The organism is Oscillatoria nigro-viridis PCC 7112, from assembly GCF_000317475.1.
Lineage (GTDB): Bacteria > Cyanobacteriota > Cyanobacteriia > Cyanobacteriales > Microcoleaceae > Microcoleus > Microcoleus nigroviridis.
Genome location: NC_019729.1, coordinates 4,593,945 through 4,618,044 on the forward strand (window position 1 = coordinate 4,593,945; position 24,100 = coordinate 4,618,044).

The window sequence follows — 24,100 nt, forward strand, 5'->3', positions numbered from 1 at the left end:
CGCCACTGGCAACTTTGACTCAGTGAGTCTCTACTCCAAAATAAGTAAAGATGAGTAAAGCAGTGGATCGTTGGTGTCCCACAGCCAGTTAAACTCATCACAGTCGCTTTTTTTAGGAATTGCAGTAACTTTTGCCGTAGCACGGGCTTCCGGCCCGACGCCATCGCCCGGGCTGTCACCGCACAGCCAGCCGCACAGGTACAGCAGCAACGCGATATCTCCCCCAGATAACCGAGTTCGATCGCAGACTTGGAAGACTGAGGCCAAGAAGCCCTTTAACTTACCACAGTCTGGGTAAGGTGTTTGTCTCGCACCTTACAATACAATTAGAGTTCTTGGGTTAGTCCTGCATCCGTTAAAACGCAGGCTGTAAAGTGCAAACATACATAAATACCCAAACACCAGATTTTAATGACAAAAGGGGACTTGTAACAAGATGGATCGATCGTCCGATCAAAACCGAATAGTTGAATATTTGCGGATTAAGCCCATTAGTCACAGTCAGATTTACACTTCCCAAATTGCAGTACCAGAGCCTCAGCGGGGCGAAATTCCCCGCGAACGCCGCGAAGATATCAGGAGAAGTCTGATCGAGCAAGGCAGCAACTTGATTCCATTAATTGTACGTCGCACTGAAGCTTACAGCAACGAAGAAGAATATGAAGTTGTCTGCGGCTCAGATTGGTGTATTGTTGCTAAAGAACTCGGCATCGAGCAAATGTGGGCGTGGGTATTTGAAATGACCGACGAGGAGGTAGCTGTTGCTCAAGCAGAAATGGAACATTTAGCTTCGCAACCGACTCATAAAACAGCACAAATTGAGACTCTACTGCAACAATTTGAGCTATCATTTCAAAAAAAGGTAGATAGTCTAACAAAACAAATAGAACAATCAGTTAAAAAAAATGAAGATCTGCTAAAAAAGCACGTAAAAGCTCTAACTGAGCAGAACTTTGAGCGCAACCAAATAGAACAGATTAAGCATTTGCTGGAACAAGTGGAAAAAGCATTTCAGGAAAAGGTAGATAAAATGGCGAAAAAAATTGAACAATCGAGCAGCAACCGTCCGCCGACATCTGCTGTTATTTCTGAGGTGAATCTTGAAGCCGCTTTGAGACAGTTGGATGAACTGGAAAAGTTGCTGTCAAGAAAACTAGAACGCACAGTCCAAACAATTAATCTGTTTGTTTCCGACGCGATTGAAGACGTAGAAAATGACCTGAAAAATCAAATTGAAACGCTCCGTCGCCAACTCGGAGGCGCAGCGACGCACTCAGAAATACAGCCCGAGGCACAACCTAAAAGGCCGTCAAAAACGCAGCCCAAGAAGCAGTCGAAACCACAGCAGAAACCTCAGCTACCGCAGTTGCAGTTGGAGTTGCCGTTTCCGTCCCCAGAGGCAGACTACGAAAGTCTCTCGCTGAGACGGTTGAAGGCGATCGGCAAAGACAGGAAAGTCCGGGGCTACGCGCGCATGAAACGGCCGGAAATTATCGTGGCTCTCAGACAAACTGACGACCAATAAAACGATAATTGCTAATAGTTAAATGCGTTAATCTGTGTTTATCTGCCCTCATCTGCGGTGAAAAAAAGAGAATTTCAGCAAGCGCAGATGAGAAGGGATTGACGCAGATTCACGCAGATGAAGATCGGAGATATCTGAATAATTCCGATACTAACAGATTTCATATTGTTCGGTATTCGATCGCGTGTTTCCGCACAAAGCGCGATCGGGCTTTCAGAATAGTCCTCGGCAGAGATATGAAAAGCTTGCTAAAATAGACACACAACCTCTTACTCCTCACCCAGCAGCCATGTCCGCAACCGCAGAATTAGCTACTACCCAAGAGATACTAGAACAAGAGATACCAGAACAAGAGATACCGGAAAATGTTATTTTTCCGCCCGGCGATTTATACAGTGACGAACCTCCCGTGGAAACAGAACTGCATCTCCGACAAATAATCCTACTCCTCAACTGTCTAGAATGGCTGTGGCGAGATAGAAACAATTTCTATGCTGCTGGGAACCTCACCATTTATTACAGTCCCAAGCAACTCAAATCGAAAGACTTCCGAGGCCCAGACTTTTTTGTTGTACTCGGAACAGAACGAAAAACTCGGAAAAGCTGGGTAGTTTGGGATGAAGAGGGAAAGTACCCCAATATTATCGTAGAAATCCTGTCTCCCAAAACAGCGGATACAGACAAAAACTTTAAGAAACAACTCTATCAAGATACTTTTCGCACTCACGACTACTTTTGGTTTGACCCAGAAACTTTAGAATTAGCTGGGTTTCATTTAGTTGACGGGGAATATGAAGCAATCGCACCCAACGAATTCGGCCATCTGCGGAGTCAGCAGCTCGATTTGAGTCTCGGAATTTGTGGCGGAAAATTGCGTTTCTTTACAGCAGAAGGAGAGCTTGTCCCTACTCCTGAAGAGGTTGCAGAATGCGAGACTCAACGGGCAGAGCAAGAGGCTCAACGAGCCGATCGCCTGGCCGCGAAATTGCGAGAATTAAATATTGACCCCGATACAATTTAGCGATCGTCCTTTCATTCAAGTTTCCTGTATTGTAAGCTGGTTTAGGCGATCGCATATCCCGTATGCTGCCGAACGTGATACGGATGAAACCCTAAAACTATCTTGTCTTTAGGCACTCCTAATTCTACAAGTTCTGCGGTAATTCCCGTTTCTATACCATCTTGTTGAATCCAGATTTTGCCGTCGATAATTTCCACATGGACGATACACCCGTGAATTCTTTGAGGCCCTTGCCAGCCTTCGTGCATCAATAAAAAATTGTTTTGTTCGCTATCAACAATAACGCTGTTTTTAACTTGTCCGTAACAGTTAGGAATCCTGGCATAACTATCTAAAACAGTGCGAACAATTTGGCGATATTCATCTAGTCTATCCATCTGATAATTATCTCCCTTGATGAATCAAAAACAATTAGTTTTAGTCTTTTTTTTCGTAACAAAAGTTGCCCCAGTGGCTCCGAGAAAATATCTAGATAAACTTCTTCCCGAACAGCTAGATAGATATTACGTTCTGGTTCCGAAAGCTCTAGAATATCTTCATAGACAATATACTGTCCAACAGCTTCTTCTAAGTCATGAACGGGTGAAATACTTAAAAAACTTTTTACTTCTACAGCAATTTTGCGACCTTGCTTTTCGGCAGCCAGTATTTTTTCTGCACCCAAATCGACGAAGAGTGAACGATCGCCAATTTCTAGGGTTAGCGGATCGTTTGTTATCGTCCACCCGTCTTTTTCTAGAGCTGTTCTGACAGTATTGTGGTAGATGTCTTTTGCTGGCATATTCTAAGCTGAACCATCAAATGTCACCCTAATTATAGAATAACACAAGACTTTTGAAAACTGATAGCTCATCAATTCAAACTACTTATTGCCGCGTGTATCGGTGCTTCACCCCAATCGGAAAATACTCCGCATCGCCCGTCGCAGTTAATGTCACCACAGGTAACTGATATTCTGGCGGCACGTAATTAGCAAATTCGCTGTTTAGCCGCCGCAATTGCGCGAGAATTGAAGATGCGATCGCCTGCTTCATCTCCTCGTCGCCCTCCACCCCCGCTGCTAATTCCACAACCACCGATAAACAACGATTTTGATCCGCATCTTCCTTGACTTGCAGTACAAATTTTCCCGTCACCCATTCCCGTATGGTGGGAACTTCTAAACCTACGGTGACATTTTCCGGGTAAATGTTAGCACCGAAGTAGGAAACGGTAAAGTGCGATCGCCCAAATACATAGACAAATGGCAAGCAGCGAATTCCTCTGGGGAAATCAGAAACTTTCATACCTGCTGCTTGCTGCAAACGTGCCACAGGGTTAAATCCCCATTCAGCCAAAAAATTGAGCATGGCTTCGTAAGAAATTAAACCGCCGTTATCCGAGATGTGATAGCGTATTAGCGGGATGCCATTGTCGCCAGAAAATAATAGCGTGCCGTCATTATTCACTTCAAAAAAGCGGCTTTTCGGATCGTACTGCACCAGCGTTGGCAACCGCGATTCCCCGAATAAATTGCGGGAAGCTTCGGGATTGTTTGCTAAAAAGCGGCGGATGCAAATGCTCAGCGGTGTTTCGTTGCCCAAAACGCCCGCATCTGCAGTACCGTAAAGGCTCGCAGAGTTGTAATATAGATTGTCAGAATTAGTGCGATCGCTCACCAAACTCCGCCATTCTTCGCTAAACACTTCCCCCGCAAACACCATCTTAATTCGATATTTTTGCCATTCCACACCCCCAGCAATTCCGCTATCAATCACGTCCTTGATAAACGGCGGATATCCCAACAAAACTACTTGCTCAAAATGCTCCCCAAGTTCCTGCACAACTCGAAATATTTCAGTCTTATTATTCCCAGGCGTCACAACTGTAACTGGATAGCCCTTACTCGCTAGATAGCGGCAGCAATTTGCCGTGTACATTCCGCCTACCCAAGTTCCCAAGGCAAAGCAAATCACAGCTAAAGTTGAACGATTGTCGGCGTAAAAACTGTCGTGAAATATTTGTTCAAAACGAGCTGCTATTTGCAACTCGTCGCTGATAAAACGCGGCCAAAATGTCGGCTTTCCTGTCGATCCCGATGAAACAGCAATGAAATCGCAAGTTTCTAATTTGCCCTGGTAGCACAACTGAGGTAGCGGGTGACAGCGTAAATAATTCTCTTTGGTAATTAGCGGCAATTTTTGGAAGTCTTCAAAGGTTTGAATTGAGGCGGGATTGATGTTATGTTCAGCTAGGAAAGTCTGGTAAGCTGGTACTGTGGCCGCGACTTTTTGAAAAAGCGCGTGAAGCGCAGCTATCCCGTAGGGAATCGCCCCCGCTTCGGCAACTCGATTCTGCTGGTGTTGCAATCGTTCCTCAAGCGGCGCCCTCAAAAACTCTTCAAACACCCCAATTGCTCGCTGACGCTGTTCTGGCTGCATGATTTGCTCCTTAAAATGCGTATTTTGCACCTCGATCGCTCAAGATTCAATTAGTAGCGCGGCGCGACCCGATCGCACATTGGGCTGGACACTAAAAATTTGAACACATTTTGAGGTCGATCGAAAATATGGCGCAGTAGATAAACTTCCATAGCACGAAACCGCTGTTTTCACAATAACCACACGGGATAGCCAAGCTGCCGATCGACTAATAAACACTGACACACTATGGCAAGATTAATTCAGCGATCGCCCAAAACTCGTAGTCTCAGTCAAGCGTGAAAATCCGACGCAGCAAGTTCCAATGAACAATCCCATCTACCCCGGCATAACTCTCCACAATCACTACCGCATCGTCCGCGAATTGGGACACGGAGGCTTCGGGCGCACCTACCTCGCTGAAGATGCCCACCGATTTAACGAACCCTGCGTTTTAAAAGAATTTGCACCCCAAGTACACGGAAGTTACGCTTTACAAAAATCCGAGGAACTGTTCGAGCGGGAAGCAGGAGTTCTCTACAAGCTGCAACACAATCAAATCCCGCGCTTTCGCGAACTCTTCCGCGTCAGTATCAGCGATCGAGGCTACCTATTTCTCGTCCAAGACTACGTACCCGGTCAAACTTACCGCTTCCTGCTAGACGCCCGCAAGCGTCAGGGTTTGCGGTTTATAGAAGCAGAAATCAATCAACTGCTGCAGCAGATTTTGCCCGTGCTCGAATACATTCACTCTTTGGGAGTGATTCACCGCGACATCTCCCCGGACAACCTGATTCTGCGGAGTTCTGACGGGATGCCCGTGCTGATCGACTTTGGCGGAGTCAAACAAGTCGCCGCCACCGTAGAGTCTCTGTTTGCTGAGGCTAACGGCACTCCCGCCCCCGCGACTCGCATCGGCAAGCTCGGCTATGCTCCCGTCGAACAGATGCAGATGGGAATCGTCTCTCCCCACAGCGATTTGTACGCTCTGGCGGCCACGGTTTTGGTGTTGCTGACGGGGAAGGAACCGCATCAATTGCTCGAGGGCCAGACGCTGAATTGGAACTGGCGGGCGGAATGTTCTCTGTCTCCGAATTTGTCCCTGGTGCTGGATAAAATGCTTGCTCAGCAGCCGAGCCAGCGTTACTCCTCGGCTCGCGAAGTAATGCTCGCTCTCTCCGGCAATCCGCCTTTACAGCCGCCTTTGCCGCCAGCCCCGGATTTTGGGATGACGCAGCCGCCGGATTTCTCGCCTATACCAGTGCCCGCCCCCGTGCCAAAACTGCCGGGAACTCCGGTGCGAATTGCTGCTATTGGCAATCAGCAAAAGATGCCTGCTTGGAAAATGGTTTTGTTCGTGGTGGCGGTGCTCTTAAGTATGGGGGGAGTTGGCTGGTTTGCGGGCAATTCTTTGTTAAATCTGCAATCAAAAGTGCAGAAAGTTCCCCAGCCTTCAAGCCCGAAGCAGGAGCAAGAAGATGCTTTGCAAGATCGCTTTGTCAAGCTCAAAATTGCCGATCGATTTTATAACGGTTACGTCAACCTTGTGGACGAGACTTTCTATGCCAAATACCCGGAATTGGGGGGACGATTGTTAAAAGAAGGCGAGGAAGATCGCCAGTGGCGCGAAAGGTGGCAGAAAATCGGCGACGAGTTGCTCGACAAGCTGGAAAATCTCAGCAGCGACGCTAGAGCGCGGTTGGGCAGTTACGACACCAGTGATATCGATCGCTGGAAAACTGAGGTTAACAAGCTGAATTTGAGCAGTCGGGCTCTGTACGATTTGGCTGATGCTAAGTTCTTTTATTGGTTTCCAGAACAGCCGCGCGATCGCAATCTCATCGGTTTGCCGATCGGACAAATTTGGCAAGCAATTACCGCCGACGAACTCGAAGCCTTACAAGCTGGAGCAAATGTCGAAAGCGTTGAATTTGACCGCCTATCGAAGAGCAAAAGCCTCACAGGCAATCTCAAACCAGGAGAAGGGAAAGCTTACATTGCCAGGTTCGCTCAAAATCAAACTTTGCGCGTGAATTTGCAAGCACCGCGCAAATCTACTCTACTGTCAATTTATACTCCGGGGCGGACAAAGGGCGCGCGAGCTTTGCTGGAAGATGCAGAGGGACTTAGTTGGTCTGGATTGCTGGATGATGCTGGTTATTATGAATTCGTGGTAGTTTCTCAAGCATCTGAGCCGATCGCTTACGAGTTGAACCTGACTGCGGAATAACTGCTATTGACGATCGAGCATCCAGGATACAAGCCCCCGGATTCATCCGTCCAGAAATAAAAAACCTGTCTCCGATAAAGAGCCGAACGTATTTATCCGTGGGGTCGCCTCTAAAATCTAAAATCTCAAATCTAAAATCGCGCAATCGATTGACGCTCTCTATCCACCCAGGCAATAATAAGGTAATACCGATCGGGTAAGTTTTCCTGTTCAAACAAAGAATATGCTGAGATTCGCGATCGTAGCTTTAGTGACTTTTGGATTAGTATTAGTGACTGCACTAGGTTTACATCCGGCCAATGCGACAGTCAGCACTCCCGAATTTTATGCTTGGAACTTTGCCTCTGTAGGCAGTAGCGAGCTTGTTTGTAAAAAGACCGTGGTTGTTCCGCAAGACCTGATAATTCCGTCATCATCAATGCACGCTGTCAGTATCACTTCTGCAATTGTAGATGAAAAGTTTTGCGCGAATTCCACTAAGCCTGTGAATTAAGGCAGCGCATCGTAGGATTTCCGGTTAGAGAACCATAATTAAGTTCTCCGTTAGTCCATTTGAGATTTGAGATTTACTTCACAGATAAATCTGGTAGATTGAACCTTAATCTAAAATTTTTATCTCTCCACGGCTGTTGTCTGAAAGCAAGTATCCTTTTTTGGATGAATCAGAACCCAGCGTCCTGATTCATCCATTGATAGAAAACTCTAGTTGTCAGTACAAACACGGACTAATTATGAACAATTAACCCGACATCATATAAGTCATAGCCTGAGTAATTTCCGCCATCGGCGCACTGAAACTGTTGGCTAATTTTTTTTATGAGAAATATAGAGGCTTTTGTAATAAAAGTTTATCAAACGAGTCGGGCGCAGCAGTTTTTTGCTCTTGAAAAAGATCGAAATCTTCCCAATTTGGGCAGTTCTTTGATTGTGACTTAAGAACCGAGGGAAAGTATTCAGCCATTTGGCTAATCATTTATTGGCTAATTGGCCCAATTATTAATTGGCTAGTTTGAGTATGCTAGAGTTAGTCAGGTTCAGATATATAGTGCCATCTGTTATCTAATTATCATGCTCAAAATTTTGGTGATTGAAGACGACGAATTAATCCGGGAAACTCTTCTGCAACTCCTGGAATCTCACAGCTACCGGGTCATTGCGGCCGAAAACGGTCGAGCTGGGGTGCAGATGGCACTTTCGGAGATACCAGATTTAATTTTGTGCGACGTGCAGATGCCGGAACTCGACGGTTATGACGTGTTGCGGACGCTGCGGCAAAACTCCCTAGCTGCTACAATTCCATTTATTTTCCTCACGGCTCAAAGTGAAAAAACCGATTTTCGTCGCGGGATGGAATTGGGGGCAGACGATTACTTGACAAAGCCGTTTACCAAGGCTGAATTGCTGGGCTCCATTGCTTCTCGCGTCTTGAAACGGCAAACTATTACTCAACCGCTGACAGTCGCGCTTCACCAAGCAGAAGCCAGACTCAAAGATTTAGTTAACGACTCCACCAAGGTTACAACCCTCTCTCCTGAAAAGTTTGCTCTCGAAGCTTTGCTGCGCCACGCTTTGGCACAAGGTGAGTTTCAGGTATACTATCAGCCGCAAGTGAATATTGCTACCGGCAAAGTTATCGGCGCCGAGGCTTTAGTGCGGTGGCAAAATCCCGATCGAGGTATAATTTCTCCCTGCGAATTTATTCCATTAGCAGAAGAAACAGGTTTAATTATTCAGATTGGCGAGTGGGTACTGCTTTCAGCTTGCGCTCAAGCCGCTAGTTGGCTGGCGGCGGGGTTTTCGCCTTTTACAATATCAGTAAACTTGTCGGCCCGGCAGTTGTCCGACCCGGAACTCAAGGCGCGAATCGTTCAAATATTGGAAACTACAGGCTTGGAGCCTGCTAATTTAGAATTAGAAATGACCGAAAGCGCTTTGGTGGAAAATGCGACAGTAGCAGGCGCTACTTTAAACCAACTAAAAGCTCTAGGAATTCGGATTGCTATTGACGACTTCGGCACCGGTTACGCTACTTTAGGATATCTCAAGCAATTTGCTTTTGACAGTTTAAAGATCGATCGAATTTTCGTCCGCAATGCCAACGAAGATACTCAAAATGCTGCTATTACTACAGCAGTAATTTTACTGGGTCACAGTTTGAACATGACTGTCATTGCTGAGGGAGTGGAAACAGAAGCAGAACTAGATTTTTTGAAACAACATCAGTGCGATATCATGCAGGGGTATCTGTTCAGTCGCCCCGAACCAGCAGCGATAATTGAAAGTATGTTGGTTGCCGCCCCGAGTTTGTTCGCGCCGCCCCCAGCAGCACCTGGTCGCGTTGTCCCTTTTGTACCTGTGTCCGAACCAGAAAAATCTAAAAACCTTTCAATGTCGGGTCTATGAATAGTTTGAGTGTCACCAATATTTCTGTATAATACGATAAAATTATTTCTTTTACCTTCTATTTTTTGCATAAAAGTTGACGCTTCCTCGTAAAAACTGGTAGCTTTTGATGATAGGCGAATCAAAGACGGATATTGTTCCCCATATTGCTCTACTGCTTCCCCTTTTATGCGCGAGGCGATCCTAATTGGACTATTTGAGAAAGTGTGGGGTCTTGAAATTGCGAGCTTTTATCAAGTGACAGCAGGTAAACTCAATTAAGTTCCTACTTTGGGACTGACAGTTTCAAGAACTGTCCAACTGGAATTGGTGCAAGCCTGTCATGGAAAGAATATTAGTGGTTGACGACGAAGCAGACTGTCAAACAGTCTTAGCAATGTACCTGGAAAGCCAAGGATATCGGGTGCAATGCGCTACTTCAGGGGTTGAGGCGCTCTCGATTTTTGAAAATGCCCCCCCAGATTTGGTAATTTCAGATGTCATGATGCCGGAAATGGACGGGTTTGAGTTTTGTCGCCGTTTGCGAACTACCCGTTTGGGACAATTAGTCCCCTTTATATTTTTGTCGGGTCAAGGCGAGTTGGAGTCAAAAGTTGAAGGTCATTCGATCGGCGGTGACGATTATCTGGTAAAACCTTTTCAGTCTGAAGAAATTTTAGCTAAGGTAAAGGCGCAGTTAGAGCGCTCTCACCGCATTCACGCCGAGATTGTCCGACTGCTTCAAACTTCTAGCGGTAGGGCCGTGGAACCACAATTTGTGGCAGTATTGCCAGCACCTGCACCTTTGCCTTTAACACCAGCCGAGGAAAGAGTTTTTTGGGAGGTTATCCAGGGTTATACTAACAAACAAATTAGCGATCGGCTGTTTATTAGCCCCCGGACTGTGCAAGCTCATTTAGGCAGCATTTTCAGCAAATTACAGTTAGAAAATCGTGCCCAGCTTGTGAGATTTGCCCTAGAAAGAGGATACAAACCACCTCAAACTTAGCTCGTATCTCAACTTAGGGTGCGCCAGCCAGCCAGTGGATTTTAGATTTTAGATTTACTCTACAGAAGATTCATCTGGGAGCTAAAACTTTAGTCTAAAATTTTGACCTTTCCACTACTTAAGTCGCGGGCTTCTATCAGTTTTTGCGCGGAATCAAAAACTGCCGTAGCTGCCAAAAAAATGGAGGCTGACGCACTCAGCCAGCAGATTATTCGACATTAAAAACACAATAAGGAAAATTAGCGATCGCGCAAACCCCTGGCCCCAAATTCGTACCTCGCAAGTTGGCACGTTCCAAATCAGCCTGCCGCACGTTATTCGCCGCATCAATATTTGTCCCGGTCAATTGAGCCCGAGGAAGCCGAGTATTTGACAAAATAGCATTCTGCAAATTAGTATCGCGCACATCCGCGAAAGACATATCAGCTCCGCTTAAATTCGCACGATTCAAATTAACTCTAAACAGCAGCGAACGCCTCAAATCGGCATTCGACAAATTAGCTTGCAGCAGATAAGCTTCCCCCAGATTTGCCTTAAAAAGTTTAGCACCGCGCAAATCAGCACTCGTCAGATTCGCTCGCCCCAAAAAAGCATTAGACAAATCCGCATTTCGCAGATTAGCACCATTTAATTCAGCACCGTACATCTCGGCATTAACTAAGTTAGCATTTGCCAAATTAGCATCATTTAAATCCGCTTCTAGCAAATTAGCTTCATAGAGATTTGCTCCGCTTAAATCCGCTCCTCTTAAATTAGCTCTGTACAAGCTAGCCTTGAACAAATCAGCATTTCTCAAGTCACAGCCTTCGCACTCTTTAGTTTCCAGCAATTGCCTAACATGATCTGGATTTTGAGCTTTAACGGGAGCTGCCAGCCCAAACAAAGCTAAACTTGCCGTTACAGTTGCCAAGAGTTTAAGTTTCACAAACAAACCTCACTGCTACTTCAAACAAATTATACTAGCAAACTGTAGACTTTAAACCCATATCCTTCTCTCTTTTCTCTTGCTCTGCGTTCTCTGCGCCCTCTGCGGTAAATCTTCAAAAAACTGATTCGCAGCCAAGGATTTAGCTAGACAGACGGGAATCCCCACACCATACCGATCAAGGTTGGTGTGGGATGAAAGGCGCGTGAGACGAGGATTCCATCTGTCCACAATCTCAAGGCGCAGCTTTGAGCGGTGGACAGATGGATGACGAGACGAACAAATCTTATTCTACAGGTCTATCTTGCCCCTCAATATACTTCTTTAATTGCTCAACCGTCACGCCACCACATGAAGCAATAAAATATCCATTTGTCCAAAAAACATCTTTCCAGTAAACTTTTTCAACTTCATCTACAAACTCTTTCCGCAAATAGCGACTAGATACAGTCTTAAGATTGTTGATAAGCTTACTTGGTTCAGTTTGCGGTGTATATTGAAGCAGCAAATGTACGTGGTCACGCTCACCATTAAATTCTACCAATCTTCCTTCCCATTTTTCCATTAAGTTCTTGAAAATTTCCTCAAGCCTAGACAACATTTGATCGGTCAGAACTTTCCGCCGATACTTGGTTGTCAACACTAAATGACACTTGAGATCGGAAACTCCTCTGGCTTTATGGATAAAATCTGTACTCATAGACTTGACACCAAACAACATTCTCTGATAAATTAACACTAATTAATGCGTATCGGCTACGATGCAATGAAAGCGACCTACCAGTACCAGTTCTATCCCGACACTAATCAAAAGTTAACCCTCAACCATTGGCTGAGAATCTGTCGCTATTGGTATAATCGACAGTTAGGTGATCGATTTGATTGGTGGGAGATGAACCGCACTGCTATAAATGCTTGTCCATTGATTGCTAGCATCTCTGCGCCCCGTGCGAAGCCCAACTACTACTCCCAAAAACAACAATTGCCCGTCATTAAGAAAGACCTAGTAAAAGTTTTTCATAGTGGCGAACTTTTGGATTTTAAGCAGGTAGATTCAACCGTACTGCAAGATGTCTCTAAGCGAGTAGACAAAGCTTTCGAGCGGTTTGTCATAGGGGATAGTAAGGGCGGAAGATCGGGTAAACCCCGCTTCAAGACTGAGGCAGACTACCGGACGATGACTTTTTCTACAGCTAACAGCGACTGGATTAAGTTGGTTCGTAAGAATTGGCTTTATATCCGACTGCCAAAGCTAGGCATCATAAAAGTTCGGATGCACCGTCTAATCCCTGATGGGTTTAGCGTCAAGCAAATCAGCGTAACTAGGAAGGCTGACGGTTGGTTCATCCAAATAATGCTTGAAGACGCTTCAGTACCGCAGTTTATTCCTGATAAAATTACCCCAAACTGGAACAACTCGATCGGGTTGGATGCGGTACTGCATGAAGATGTCTACCTGGCATCATCATCGGGCGAAAAGTTGCCTTCGTTAAAACCACTTCGTAAAAACCAATCTAAGTTAGACCGCATTTCAAGGAAGCGGAATAAGCAAAAACGTGGCTCTAAATCTCGACGAAAATTAGCCAAAAAAGAAGCGAGACAACACCAAAAAATAGCGCGTTCTCGCCAAGACTTCCATTACAAAACGGCTCACAAACTTGTCAAGTCTGGAGCTAAGTTTTTCTTTCACGAAGATTTGAACTTAAAGGGCTTAACAAAGCGGAATAAAGTTAAGCAAGACGATGAGGGTAATTACCTTCCGAACGGTCAATCAGCAAAATCAGGATTGAATAAATCTTGGTTGGATGCTGCGTTCGGTCAATTTTTCAAGACGCTGGAATACATAGCCGAAAAAGCTGGATCAGTCGTCGTTTCGCAAAAACCTGCTTATACTTCAATGGTTCTGTGCTATCGGAATGAAATCATTTTTACCGATTGTGGGATACGGAATTATTGGGATGAGCAAAACTCTCTGATGGTTGATCGCGATATTAATGCTGCGATAAATCTAAAGAGACTTGGGTTGGACATTTTCCCAAGTATAAAACGCCGTAGCGGGAATCTTTCTGTGGTGGGAACTATGGATGACAGTACCGTAAAGGAAATCTTGCACACCCTTCATCGGGCTGCTAAGAAGCCCACATCATAACTGTACTCAGTTTGATGTGGGAGTATGTCACACCAGCTTCCAGCAAGGCGGGCTTTGCCCGCCCTATTTAACTTAATTAAGCTTCATCTAAAGCAGCAACACCAGGCAATTCCTTACCTTCTAGCAGCTCCAAACTAGCACCGCCACCAGTAGAAATGTGGCTCATTTGTTCGCCTAAATTCAACTGTTCCACAGCAGCAACCGAGTCACCACCACCGATAATTGTGGTAGTACCAGTTTTAGTAAGTCCAGCCAAAGAACGAGCGATCCCTTCAGTTCCTACAGCAAACTTCTCCATCTCAAACACGCCCATCGGCCCGTTCCAGATTACCGTTTTGCAATCGGCCAAAGCTTCTTGGAAAGTTTTTACTGAATCCGGGCCGATATCCAAACCCATCCAACCGTCAGGGATGCTTTCAACAGGGACAGTTTGAGTGTTAGCATCAGCAGCAAACTTGTCAGCAACTACCACATCAGTAGGTAACAGAAAAGCAACTCCCCGTTCCTTCGCCTTAGCTTCCAAAGACTTAGCCAGTTCCAGCTTGTCATCTTCCACCAAAGACTTGCCCACGTTCAAGCCGCGAGCTTTGTAGAACGTGAAAACCATGCCGCCGCCCAACAGCAGTTTGTCGCACTTTTCGAGCAGTTTTTCAATGACTCCAATCTTGCTGGAAACCTTAGAACCGCCGATTATAGCAGCTAAAGGCCGCTGGGGATTGTCGATCGCACTGCCGAGATATTGCAGTTCCTTCTCCATCAAAAACCCAGCCACAGAAGGACTCAGATACTTAGTAACGCCCTCAGTAGAAGCGTGAGCCCGGTGAGCCGTACCAAAAGCATCATTGACATACAAATCGGCCACAGAAGCTAACTTCTTAGCAAATTCTGGGTCGTTTGCCTCCTCCTCTGGATAGAAGCGGACATTTTCTAGCAACAGCACATCGCCATCTTGCATCGCGGCAACTGTAGCAGCGACTTCATCACCGATGCAGTCGTCAGTCTTTTTAACCTCTTTGCCCAACAATTCCGAGAGGCGCACAGCAACCGGCGTCAAGCGCAACTTCTCCGTCACACCCTTGGGACGGCCGAAGTGGCTGCACAAAATCACCTTAGCGCCCTTGGACGCTAAATCTTGAATTGTCGGCAGAGCAGCCCGGATGCGAGTATCATCGGTGATATTACCGTTGTCGAGCGGCACGTTAAAGTCCGCCCGCACCAATACCCGTTTGCCCGATAAGTCCGATGCCGATAAATTTGCTACAGTTTTTTTTGTCACAGGATTAACCTCCTAATATGTGTGTTTTGGTCGAATTCCGTTGAAATGGCGGCACTGGTCACTTGCACTTGGGCCTCGGACGCATTCAACCGCGTCCGTACAAAAAACGGAAGATGAAACAAACGGCACTGATTGGCTCAACGTAAACATTTTATCGGAGTCCGCGTCCCGGAGATGCGCAGTATGTTCAAGACTGTCTTATTTCCTGTAGATCAAAGCCGAGAAGCCCGCGAAGCTGCCGAAAAGGTGGTCAATATCGTGAAAACCTACGGCTCTCGCTTAGTTATTCTCTCGGTAGTCGAGCCTCCAGCCGAGGAGGGCGACGCTCCCGCGCGAGAGGTGATGACTTCCCCCGAAGCAGTCGCCAAACTTCTTTCTGAGGCCCAATCGATGTTTTCCCAGCAGGGAATTGAAGCTGAAATCATCGAACGGGAAGGCAAACCTGCTTTCACGATTTGCGATGTGGCTGACGAAATTGGGGCCGATTTGATTGTGATGGGCTGTCGGGGGATGGGTTTAACCGATGATGGGGCGTCTGACAGCGTTACCAATCGGGTGATCAATCTGTCTCCTTGTGCAGTTTTGATTGTGCCTTAAGAAAGGAAGAAGGAAGAAGGAAGAAGGAAGAAGGAAGAGGTTCGAGGGAATAAGGAAGAAGCCAGAAAGAAAACTCTTTCTTTTTACTTAATCTCAGCAGTTTAAGTTAGATACCTAACAGCTTACTTTTTCATTTTCCCTTTTCCCTTTTCCCTCGAACCTCGAACCTCTAACCTCCTTACTTCTTGATTCCTTACTTCCTGATTGCCTCCCTAGTTCCTTCCTTTGTGATTCTCTCTTTCCTGACACTTATCCTTCTTCCTTCTTCCTTCTTCCTTCTTCCTTTTTCCTTCTTATTATGAAAATTCAATGGTATCCCGGTCACATTGCCAAAGCTGAACGGGCATTAAAAGAACAGCTAAAACGGGTAGATGTGGTGCTCGAAGTCCGAGATGCCCGCATTCCATTGGCTACTTATCACCCCCAAATGCCGAGTTGGGTCGGCGGCAAGGCGCGAGTATTGGTCATCAACCGCATCGATATGATTACGCCTCGCGCGCGCGAGGCGTGGGAAACATGGTTTGAGACCCAGGGGGAAACTGCGTATTTTACTAATGCCGAGCACGGTCAAGGAGTAGACGCTGTGGCGGATGCGGTGCAGAATGCTGGGGTGCAGCTAAATAAAAGAAGGTTCGATCGAGGTATGCTGCCCCGTCCAGTCCGGGCAGTGGTAATGGGATTTCCCAATGTGGGAAAATCTGCTTTAATTAATCGGCTGTTAGGGCGGAGAGTTGTGGATAGTGCGCGCAGAGCTGGGGTAACTAAATCGCTCCGATGGATTCGCATTTCTGACGAAATTGAATTATTAGATGCCCCCGGAGTGATCCCAACCCGAATTAACAATCAAGAAAATGCCCTAAAATTAGCTATTTGCGAAGATATTGGTGAAGCAGCTTACGACAATCAGGTAGTAGCCGCGGCTATGGTAGATTTGCTTCAAGGGCTGGAAGCGGCTGATGACACGTTGATATCACTATCTGGTTTCAAATCCAGGTATAAATTAGATGCAGCCTCTAGTAATGGTGAAGATTATTTGCACGAGGTAGCAAAAGACAGGTATAAAGGAGATGTCGAACGAACAGCGCGACAGATGTTAAACGATTTTAGAACTGGTGTTTTGGGTCAACTTACTTTGGAGTTGCCGCCGGATCGAGCAGACTCGTAACCTACAACTAATCAGAAATGGTATTAAATAGGGATTTGCTGACGGTGATAATTTGAACTTCGTCTCCTATATGTAATATTTTTTCTGCTGCTTGCGATGCGATTCGCGTGTTAACTATCAGCCGACTCAAGTGATTTAAATGCCCTTTTTTAACCAAGTCAGGCATGATTTCCTTCTGCTTGGCTGTTAGTATATTTTTAAAATTTGGGTCGCCTGCTTTCGCCCCATAACTTCGCGTAGATAGGATACATGGCTCACCGGGATTAATAGCTTCAAATATTACTGTCCCTATTTTCAACCTCACAATTTCATCGGATTGTGAGAAAAGTTGGTCTTCCCAAAAAGCCGGGACATCTCCTATTTCAATATTAGCTCGCAAGCGATGGCGCATCTCGTTAACGCAAACTCTCGGAAACCAAGATGCAACTTCGGCAATTGTTTCGGTACTGATAATGCTTGGCCCTGGTGCAGCGGTATTGTCGGGAAAGCCTGTCAGCAAGTTTTCAATTAACTTGACGGGAAAACCGAAGTAGTTGCTCAACCAATATTCTATTCCCAAGCGTTCTCTATCTACATGAAAAAAAAATTCTTGTTCGGTGCCTTGAATTTTTAGCCCGGCAATTCTCTTTTGTATGTCAAAGGATAAGCGTAGAAAACAGACTCCGCTGTTGTGCTTAGTGTTAACCAATTCTCCTGCTGCATCGCAGATTGCAAAAGAGCGATCGCCTTCTAGAGCTCCGCTGGCTAGAATAGTTGCTTGACTGACTGCTATGCCGTCAAGGGACTTGACCGGATAGATATGAATGCTGGCGACGTATGACATTTCGAGCCATTGATAAATAATTCTCGTTTTAGATACATTCTAGCATCCCCTGCCTGCAGAAGGATGACGGCAGTTGACTTTACTAAATAAAATATGAATGAAATAAAAATGGGCAACTTTTTTGAAGTTTACATTGTGCCGGAGCTGCGTGTAAAGAAAAATTAAAGAAGTCTGGCTGAGCTTGGGGTATATATTATGCTAACAAATACAAACAATTGAACCGAGTTGCAAGCAATGACTAAAAGCGAAAGAACAGGTATGATTTCGCGACGGAATTTAATCTTGAGGGCTGGTGCAGGGATGGTGGCGGCAAGCTTTGCACCTGTGCTTTTGCAAGTCCAACCCGCAAATGCAGAGGAAATTTCTGACATTACTCCCGAGGGTGCTCTCCAGAAATTGATCGAGGGGAATCAACGCTACATTGAGCAAAAACGGACATTTCCCGACCAAGCTCGATCGCGAATTGTAGAAGTAGCAAAGGGTCAACATCCGTTTGCAACCATCCTGGCTTGTTCTGATTCGAGGGTTGCTCCCGAAATTATTTTCGACCAAGGATTAGGGGACTTATTTGATATTCGAGTAGCTGGAAATTTTCTCGACGATGTGGTACTCGGAAATATAGAATATGCCACCTTAGAATTAGGCGTGCCGCTATTAGTAATTCTGGGTCACGAACGCTGCGGTGCTGTCAAAGCAGCTTTAGATGGCAAAGCTGTGCCCGGTCACATTAGCACTTTGGTGGCGGCGATTAAACCGGCAGTTGATTCGACCAAAGGTCAAAAAGGCGATGCCTGGGATAACGCAGTCAGAGCTAACGTGAAAATGAATGTAAATAAGTTACAATCCTCGTCGCCTCTTTTAGCAGCAGCAGTGAAAGCGGGCAAGCTTAAAGTTGTTGGGGGCCGCTACGATTTGGATAGCGGCAAAGTAGATATAATTGCTTGATTTTGCTGGTTGCATCTCATATCTTGGAATATTTTTAATGAAAAGGTTTTCCGGGCTGTTCCACAATCCGAGAATTTGATGGTGGGGAGTAGGGGTTGGGCAGGAGATCCCGCCCGTAAAAGCCATAATTTCAGTTACATTAAACCCATTTCTTGCAGTCCCCGGCGCAGGCGTTCTGCTTCAAAAGGGCGGCGCTGTTCGTGAAGGGCGATCGCTCTTTTGAATTCTGCTAAACTCTCTGGCATTTTGCCAATTTTCAGCAAGGCTACTGCCAAGTTTTGATGAGCTTCGGCGTGTTCGGGATCGATTTTTATCGCTTGTCGGTAATAGGCGATCGCATCTGCTAAATTTCCGGCTGCCTTCAGCGTCAGTCCCAAATTGTAGTGACCTGCTGCAAAATTGGGGTCAATTTTTAAAGCTGCTTTGTAAGCTTTTTCAGCAGCTTTCAAATCTCCTTCCTCTTTGAGCAAATTGCCCAAATTATTGTAAGCGCCCAACTTGAGGGGCGGGAACACATTTGTGTTAATTGCTGCTTGATAGTGTTCTTTTGCTTTGGCAAACTGCTGCTGCTGGCGATAAGCAATTCCCAAATGATAGTTGAGTTCGTAAACAATAGAATCATCTATGGTCTCGGCAGTCAAGCCTTTGGTTAATAAATTAATGCCCCGCCCGATTTGCCCGCTTTCTACATACAGCGCACCTAATTTGCTACAAGCATAAGCATCGTTTGGATAATAAGCGATATAGCGTTCCATTGCTGCTTGAGCTTTTTGGAATTTACTTTTTGCGGCGATCGCATCTTTTTGATAACCAGAGTGCCAAATCGCCACATCGGGGAGAGAAGCTATTTTCCAATTTGGTTCCCTGTGCAAAATCTCAGCCACGCTGTCGTCTACCATGGCATGGTAAGGGCGAGAAAAGCGGATGTCGGGGCGATTGCGAAACAAGCGCGACACTAGGGAATAGGGAGATTGAGAGGCACCGATTTCTTGGCGGATGAGATTGATTAGCAGCAGCCGATCGCTCGCAATTGCCTGCTTAATCTGAGGTACAATCTGCGGTACCAAAACCTCATCGGCATCCAACACCAAAATCCAGTCGCCCTGGGCGTGCTTCAGACACTCGTTGCGCGCCGCTGCGAAGTCGTCGCACCATTCAAAGTCATAAACCCTCGCCCCGGATTCTCGGGCAATTTCACGGGTGCGATCGCCCGAGCCCGTATCCACCACCACAATTTCGTCAACAACACCCTTAACGCTGTCCAAAGTCCGCGACAGTGTTGCCTCTTCATTCTTCACGATCGTGCACAGAGTCAGATTCATCGGGCGCCAACTTTCCTCGTTTCACAAAATTATTGTAATTTTTTTACCAGTAAAACACAAAAAGTCCCAGAAAAGATTCTCCTATTTCCCTTTTGGTTGGAGCGTAAGTACCTTTCTTCCTTAGAAAAAGTGGGTTAACTCTTTTGAGATATTAAAAAGCCTCAAACTCCGACGATTCATGAGAAATCCTACCTCTTTCGGTTCCTCCCTACGGTAGAGGTGAGGGCCCGATAGGGGTTGTTATTCTAAGAACATAAGACAAGGCACAAGAAAAGTTTAAATATTCAGGAGAAAGGGAAATGGGAATTATTGCTTGGATCGTTTTAGGACTGATTGCCGGTGCGATCGCCAAAGCCATTTATCCGGGAACTCAAGGCGGCGGTTTTCTGGCAACAACAGGTTTAGGAATTTTGGGCGCGCTAGTGGGAGGTTATCTAGGTCAAGTCTTCTTGGGGACGAGCGGGGGAGCTTCGTTCGGAGCATTGACTTTACCCAGCATAGCTTTTGCAGTCGTAGGCGCGATCGTTCTACTTTTCATCTGGGGATTGTTAACTCAGCGTGCTGCATAACAAATATTGCCAATTCCCAGTCGATCGACTTTTAGGGTATTCATAAACCCGGTTTCTGAAAGAAACCGGGTTTTTCAGTTGTTTGTAGGATGCGTCAGCCTACTTTTACCAAATCCGCGTGAAAAACCCCGATCGGACTCAGCGCTGGCAACGGTTCAAGAGCAAAACTTTCGTCAGAACTTACATCTTGCACCATTCTCGCTCGCACAGGCTTTCCGGCCTGTTCCACAAAGACGGAGTTTTCTTGTGGGGAGTAGAGGTTGGGCAGGAGATCCCGCCCGCAAAAGGGTTATTGAGAATGGTGCAACATCTCAGTGCGAGCAGAGTGGGACTGAAGAATAAAGGAGTAATATCATGTCCGAGCGAGATTCAAAGGGCGGGTTTTTGAGCTTGGAGATTGTTGGCAGATATTTTTCGTGAACCCGCCCCTACCGTATTAGGGGTAATCGACCGGACATAATATAAAAATCCCGGATTTGGTATCAATTAATTAATTAATCAATCCGCAAATTGAAAGGCAAGCGAACATAAACCCCCTGCGGGTCGTTCATCGACTTGATTACAGCCAATTCATCCTGCATTTTCTTAAATTCTGCCGTTAGCGGGTCGAGTTTGGCGGCTGGTTTCAAAACGTGAACGCCGGAAATTTTTTCCAAAATTCGCTCCTCCAAAGTGCGGCGTTTTGGATATTCTTCCAACTTCCAATCGTCGCCGAGTTTAGCTTGCTTAGCAGCCTCTCTGACAGCATCTTCAAGACCGCCTATTTCATCGACTAAACCCAACTCTTTCGCGGCCGTACCAGACCACACCCTGCCTTGAGCAATTTCTTGTACCTTGTTTTTCGGCAGTTTGCGGGAGTTGGCGACTTTAGTAATAAATCGATCGTAAATGCGATCGACTATCCTCTGAATATTCGCCAGTTCTTGAGGATTTTTCGGGCGGGAAACCGTGTTAGTATCCGCAAAGCGGGCGGTTTTCACAACGTCCCAAGTCAGGCCGTTGTTAGCAGCCAACTTTTCGGCGTTAAACAGCATTCCAAAAACACCGATCGAACCGGTAATCGTATTGGGCTCGGCAAAAATGCGGTTGGAACCCATCGAAATCCAATAGCCGCCGGAAGCTGCTAAATTGCCCATCGAAACGATAACTGGTTTCTTTTTGCCCGTCAGCATCACTTCGCGCCCAATGACTTCGGCCGCCGTCGCGCTGCCTCCGGGACTGTTGACGCGCAAAACCACTGCTTTTACGTCGTTATCTTCTCGAATTTTCCGCATTTCTTGAGCGATGCGATCGCCTCCTACTTCAGTCGGGCCCCCTTCGCCGTCTACAATTTCTCCCTCGGCGTAAAGTATAGCAATTTGGTTTTTATTGTCAGCGCGAGTTGAGTTTTTATTCTCAGCAATTCTCGCGTAGTTTTTCAAACTAATTTGCTTGAAAGATTTGTTTTCGCGATCGGTTCCTGTGAGTTTTTTGAGTTCGGTCGATATTTCGTCAAAGTATACAACCTTATCAACTAACTTGTTTTTGAGAGCTTCGTCAGCCATCAAAGTTCCGCCATTATCTGCAAGCGCTTGCAGTTGCCCAACAGTCACTTTGCGGCTCGGAGCGACAGTTTTCAGGTATTCTCCCCACATATCTCCGAGCAACTTTTGAGTTTGCTGGCGATTTTCGGGACTCATTTTTGTGAGCAAAAACGGCTCAACGGCTGACTTGTATTTGCCGACGCGAGTCACTTGCACTCCGACGCCGTATTTTTCCAAAGCACCCGTGAAAAACATTCCCTGACTGCTAAAACCGTTGATTTCCAAAGCGCCGTAAGGATTGACGGCAATTGTATTAGCAACGGAACCGAGGTAATAATCTCGCTCGTTCCAGTCCATCTGGTAAGCAAAAATGGGTTTTTTGGCATCTCGGAAACGCTGCAAGGCCGATCGAACTTCTTTGAGATTGGCAAACCCGCTGCGGCCCGAATCCGAGCTGCCTTCGAGATAAATGCCAACGATTTTCGGGTCTTTTTTAGCATATTCGATCGTGTCTAAAACAGTCCGCAGCGTCACTGTATCGCCGGAATCTTCCGAAAGCACTTCTTCAATCGCCGCGCTAGTGCTACGGATCGGTTTGCTGTCGGTGATATTTAAAGAAAGGTCTAATACCAATACAGACTTATCTTTAACTTGCGGGCCTGAATCTTTAGACGACGATGCCGCCAGAGCAATTAGCAGTACCAGTCCCCCCAATCCGATGCTGCCCAGCAGCAGCAGTCCTAGGAAGGTTCCCAGTAAACTTGCACAGGTATATTTTAGGAAATCTTTCATTAGATAATTGGTAATTAGTTATTAGTCAATAGTCATGAGTCAATAGTCAATAGTCATTAGTCATTAGTTAGATCGCATCCGGTGAGAGTGGAATGATACCGAGGTGAGCGTCCCGCTGGCACTGCACTCGGAAAAATATTATTCCGATGCCAGCGGAAACAATATTATGGGTAATTCCTGCAACTAGGACTAAGCAATTATCCCCTGTCGTAGTTATTAGCTAATGACTTTTGACTGCTGACTAATGACTTTTGACTGCTGACTCACTTTTATCTTAACCTTTCCAAAACCCCAGATTGTTTTAACTCATCCAAATTAGCGCAGCCCGTACAGAACATCACGGTGGCGATTTCTGCAATTAAAGCCTCAGCTAGGAGGGCGGCCGCTGATTCCGATTCCGCTGCAGCTTGTAGAAACGGCCGCGCCAGTCCCGCAATATCCGCGCCGAGGGCAAGGGCTTTCGCTGCATCCAATCCATTCTGCAAGCCTCCAGAGGCAATCAGAGGAACATCCGGCGCTACGGCGCGGGTGCTGACTATGCACTCGGCTGTCGGTATGCCCCAGTCGGCAAAGGTTGCGCCCAACCTGCGCTGCTTGCCATCTTTAGCTCGCTCTCCTTCTATTTTCGCCCAAGAAGTGCCTCCGGCCCCGGCAATGTCGATCGCACCTACCCCCGCGGCGAGCAATTTCTTTGCCATCTTTCCTGAAATACCGTTGCCGACTTCTTTAGCAATAACTGGTACTGGTAATCGATCGCACAATTTGGCAATTTTATCGAGCAGTCCTTTAAAGTTAGTATCGCCTTCGGTTTGAACGCACTCTTGCAGAGGATTGAGGTGCAAAATTAGGGCATCTGCTTCTAAAATATCGATAATTTTTTGGCACTCTTCCAAACCGTAATTGTAGTTTAATTGAACAGCTCCGATATTGGCAAATAACAGAATATCGGGAGCGCGGCGGCGGACGGCAAATGTAGCCGCCAGTTGAGGTTTTTCTACAACGATTCGCTGGGAACCGACTCCCATTGCCAGTTTGTATTCTCGAGCGACATCGGCGAGGCGATAATTGATTGTCTGGGCTAATTGTGTGCCGCCGGTCATCGAGGAAATTAGCAGGGGAACGGCTAGTTTTTTGCCGAGAAATGTGGATGTTAAATCGATTTCTGTGCGATCGAGTTCTGGCAAACAGCAGTGTTCAAAACGGTAGCGTTCGAGGCCGCTGGTGGTTTCGCGAAATTGTACGTCTTCTTCGAGGCAAATCCGCAGGTGGTCTGCTTTGCGAGTTTCGGTTTGCGAGGGGGAGGTTAGCGGCGAGTTCACAGTGGCTATTTGGGGAAAGAGTTGTGATTTGGGAATATAGCAATTTTATTTCATTTTTGAATTTTTTTTAATGAACCGCAGAGAGCGCAGAGGGCGCAGAGGAGAAGAAAAGAGAGATGTTCGCAAATC

Annotated in this window: 23 protein-coding genes; 11 read left to right on the plus strand and 12 right to left on the minus strand. The window is 46.2% G+C overall.

Features of this window, described 5'->3' with window-relative positions; genetic code table 11:
* Positions 1 to 30: 30 nt before the first annotated feature.
* Positions 31 to 267, minus strand: coding sequence for a hypothetical protein (locus OSC7112_RS19300; protein ID WP_041622628.1), 237 nt, complete (start codon positions 265 to 267; stop codon positions 31 to 33).
* A 169-nt stretch (positions 268 to 436) separates the two neighbouring features.
* Between OSC7112_RS19300 and OSC7112_RS19305 the strand changes: the two genes are divergently transcribed.
* Both OSC7112_RS19305 and OSC7112_RS19310 read left to right on the plus strand, forming a co-directional pair.
* Complete coding sequence (locus OSC7112_RS19305) at positions 437 to 1,525, plus strand: ParB N-terminal domain-containing protein (RefSeq protein ID WP_015177480.1); 1,089 nt, start codon at positions 437 to 439, stop codon at positions 1,523 to 1,525.
* A gap of 289 nt (positions 1,526 to 1,814) precedes the next feature.
* Complete coding sequence (locus tag OSC7112_RS19310; RefSeq protein WP_015177481.1) at positions 1,815 to 2,546, plus strand: Uma2 family endonuclease; 732 nt, start codon at positions 1,815 to 1,817, stop codon at positions 2,544 to 2,546.
* A gap of 41 nt (positions 2,547 to 2,587) precedes the next feature.
* On the opposite strand, the gene OSC7112_RS19315 is transcribed toward OSC7112_RS19310, so the two are convergent.
* The 3 genes from OSC7112_RS19315 to OSC7112_RS19325 all read right to left on the minus strand — a co-directional run bounded on the left by OSC7112_RS19315 (position 2,588) and on the right by OSC7112_RS19325 (position 4,966).
* Entirely contained in the window at positions 2,588 to 2,923 is a 336-nt protein-coding gene (locus OSC7112_RS19315) for a XisI protein (RefSeq protein WP_015177482.1), read from the minus strand.
* Positions 2,911 to 3,327, minus strand: coding sequence for a XisH family protein (locus OSC7112_RS19320; RefSeq protein ID WP_015177483.1), 417 nt, complete (start codon positions 3,325 to 3,327; stop codon positions 2,911 to 2,913). Before OSC7112_RS19320 ends, OSC7112_RS19315 begins: the two co-directional genes overlap by 13 nt.
* Before the next feature lie 85 nt (positions 3,328 to 3,412).
* Complete coding sequence (locus OSC7112_RS19325) at positions 3,413 to 4,966, minus strand: phenylacetate--CoA ligase family protein (RefSeq protein ID WP_015177484.1); 1,554 nt, start codon at positions 4,964 to 4,966, stop codon at positions 3,413 to 3,415.
* A gap of 304 nt (positions 4,967 to 5,270) precedes the next feature.
* Here OSC7112_RS19325 and OSC7112_RS19330 point away from each other — a divergent pair, with 304 nt between their 5' ends.
* The 4 genes from OSC7112_RS19330 (at position 5,271) to OSC7112_RS19345 (ending at position 10,566) form a co-directional block, all read left to right on the plus strand.
* Complete coding sequence (locus OSC7112_RS19330; protein ID WP_015177485.1) at positions 5,271 to 7,175, plus strand: serine/threonine-protein kinase; 1,905 nt, start codon at positions 5,271 to 5,273, stop codon at positions 7,173 to 7,175.
* Between the two features lie 223 nt (positions 7,176 to 7,398).
* Complete coding sequence (locus tag OSC7112_RS19335) at positions 7,399 to 7,668, plus strand: hypothetical protein (protein ID WP_015177486.1); 270 nt, start codon at positions 7,399 to 7,401, stop codon at positions 7,666 to 7,668.
* A 575-nt stretch (positions 7,669 to 8,243) separates the two neighbouring features.
* Positions 8,244 to 9,578, plus strand: a complete 1,335-nt coding sequence (locus tag OSC7112_RS19340) for an EAL domain-containing response regulator (protein WP_015177487.1) — start codon at positions 8,244 to 8,246, stop codon at positions 9,576 to 9,578.
* Positions 9,579 to 9,900: 322 nt separating this feature from the next.
* On the plus strand, positions 9,901 to 10,566 hold the full coding sequence (locus tag OSC7112_RS19345; RefSeq protein WP_015177488.1) for a response regulator: 666 nt from the start codon (positions 9,901 to 9,903) through the stop codon (positions 10,564 to 10,566).
* A 208-nt stretch (positions 10,567 to 10,774) separates the two neighbouring features.
* On the opposite strand, the gene OSC7112_RS19350 is transcribed toward OSC7112_RS19345, so the two are convergent.
* Positions 10,775 to 11,491, minus strand: a complete 717-nt coding sequence (locus OSC7112_RS19350; protein ID WP_015177489.1) for a pentapeptide repeat-containing protein — start codon at positions 11,489 to 11,491, stop codon at positions 10,775 to 10,777.
* Between the two features lie 286 nt (positions 11,492 to 11,777).
* Positions 11,778 to 12,191 carry an IS200/IS605 family transposase gene (gene tnpA, locus OSC7112_RS19355; RefSeq protein ID WP_015175269.1) on the minus strand — a complete coding sequence of 138 codons (414 nt, stop codon included), beginning with the start codon at positions 12,189 to 12,191 and terminating at the stop codon, positions 11,778 to 11,780.
* A gap of 45 nt (positions 12,192 to 12,236) precedes the next feature.
* Here tnpA and OSC7112_RS19360 point away from each other — a divergent pair, with 45 nt between their 5' ends.
* Complete coding sequence (locus tag OSC7112_RS19360) at positions 12,237 to 13,640, plus strand: RNA-guided endonuclease InsQ/TnpB family protein (protein WP_015175270.1); 1,404 nt, start codon at positions 12,237 to 12,239, stop codon at positions 13,638 to 13,640.
* 76 nt (positions 13,641 to 13,716) lie between these two features.
* Here OSC7112_RS19360 and OSC7112_RS19365 read toward each other — a convergent pair whose 3' ends face one another.
* Positions 13,717 to 14,916, minus strand: a complete 1,200-nt coding sequence (locus tag OSC7112_RS19365) for a phosphoglycerate kinase (protein ID WP_015177490.1) — start codon at positions 14,914 to 14,916, stop codon at positions 13,717 to 13,719.
* A gap of 183 nt (positions 14,917 to 15,099) precedes the next feature.
* Between OSC7112_RS19365 and OSC7112_RS19370 the strand changes: the two genes are divergently transcribed.
* A complete protein-coding gene (locus OSC7112_RS19370) occupies positions 15,100 to 15,513 on the plus strand; it encodes a universal stress protein (RefSeq protein WP_015177491.1) in 414 nt (137 codons plus the stop codon).
* Positions 15,514 to 15,811: 298 nt separating this feature from the next.
* Entirely contained in the window at positions 15,812 to 16,678 is an 867-nt protein-coding gene (ylqF, locus tag OSC7112_RS19375) for a ribosome biogenesis GTPase YlqF (protein ID WP_015177492.1), read from the plus strand.
* Between the two features lie 7 nt (positions 16,679 to 16,685).
* Here ylqF and OSC7112_RS19380 read toward each other — a convergent pair whose 3' ends face one another.
* Positions 16,686 to 17,501, minus strand: a complete 816-nt coding sequence (locus OSC7112_RS19380) for an MOSC domain-containing protein (RefSeq protein ID WP_015177493.1) — start codon at positions 17,499 to 17,501, stop codon at positions 16,686 to 16,688.
* A gap of 234 nt (positions 17,502 to 17,735) precedes the next feature.
* Here OSC7112_RS19380 and OSC7112_RS19385 point away from each other — a divergent pair, with 234 nt between their 5' ends.
* Positions 17,736 to 18,446, plus strand: a complete 711-nt coding sequence (locus OSC7112_RS19385) for a carbonic anhydrase (protein ID WP_015177494.1) — start codon at positions 17,736 to 17,738, stop codon at positions 18,444 to 18,446.
* A gap of 134 nt (positions 18,447 to 18,580) precedes the next feature.
* Here the strand turns inward: OSC7112_RS19385 and OSC7112_RS19390 are convergent, their stop codons facing one another.
* Positions 18,581 to 19,768 carry a tetratricopeptide repeat protein gene (locus OSC7112_RS19390; RefSeq protein WP_015177495.1) on the minus strand — a complete coding sequence of 396 codons (1,188 nt, stop codon included), beginning with the start codon at positions 19,766 to 19,768 and terminating at the stop codon, positions 18,581 to 18,583.
* Between the two features lie 299 nt (positions 19,769 to 20,067).
* Here OSC7112_RS19390 and OSC7112_RS19395 point away from each other — a divergent pair, with 299 nt between their 5' ends.
* A complete protein-coding gene (locus tag OSC7112_RS19395) occupies positions 20,068 to 20,337 on the plus strand; it encodes a GlsB/YeaQ/YmgE family stress response membrane protein (RefSeq protein WP_015177496.1) in 270 nt (89 codons plus the stop codon).
* A 94-nt stretch (positions 20,338 to 20,431) separates the two neighbouring features.
* Here the strand turns inward: OSC7112_RS19395 and OSC7112_RS41845 are convergent, their stop codons facing one another.
* The 3 genes from OSC7112_RS41845 to fni form a co-directional block, all read right to left on the minus strand.
* Positions 20,432 to 20,566 carry a hypothetical protein gene (locus tag OSC7112_RS41845; protein ID WP_263053534.1) on the minus strand — a complete coding sequence of 45 codons (135 nt, stop codon included), beginning with the start codon at positions 20,564 to 20,566 and terminating at the stop codon, positions 20,432 to 20,434.
* A 265-nt stretch (positions 20,567 to 20,831) separates the two neighbouring features.
* Complete coding sequence (gene sppA, locus OSC7112_RS19400) at positions 20,832 to 22,652, minus strand: signal peptide peptidase SppA (RefSeq protein ID WP_015177497.1); 1,821 nt, start codon at positions 22,650 to 22,652, stop codon at positions 20,832 to 20,834.
* A 269-nt stretch (positions 22,653 to 22,921) separates the two neighbouring features.
* Positions 22,922 to 23,971, minus strand: a complete 1,050-nt coding sequence (gene fni, locus OSC7112_RS19405) for a type 2 isopentenyl-diphosphate Delta-isomerase (RefSeq protein WP_015177498.1) — start codon at positions 23,969 to 23,971, stop codon at positions 22,922 to 22,924.
* Between the last annotated feature and the right edge of the window lie 129 nt (positions 23,972 to 24,100).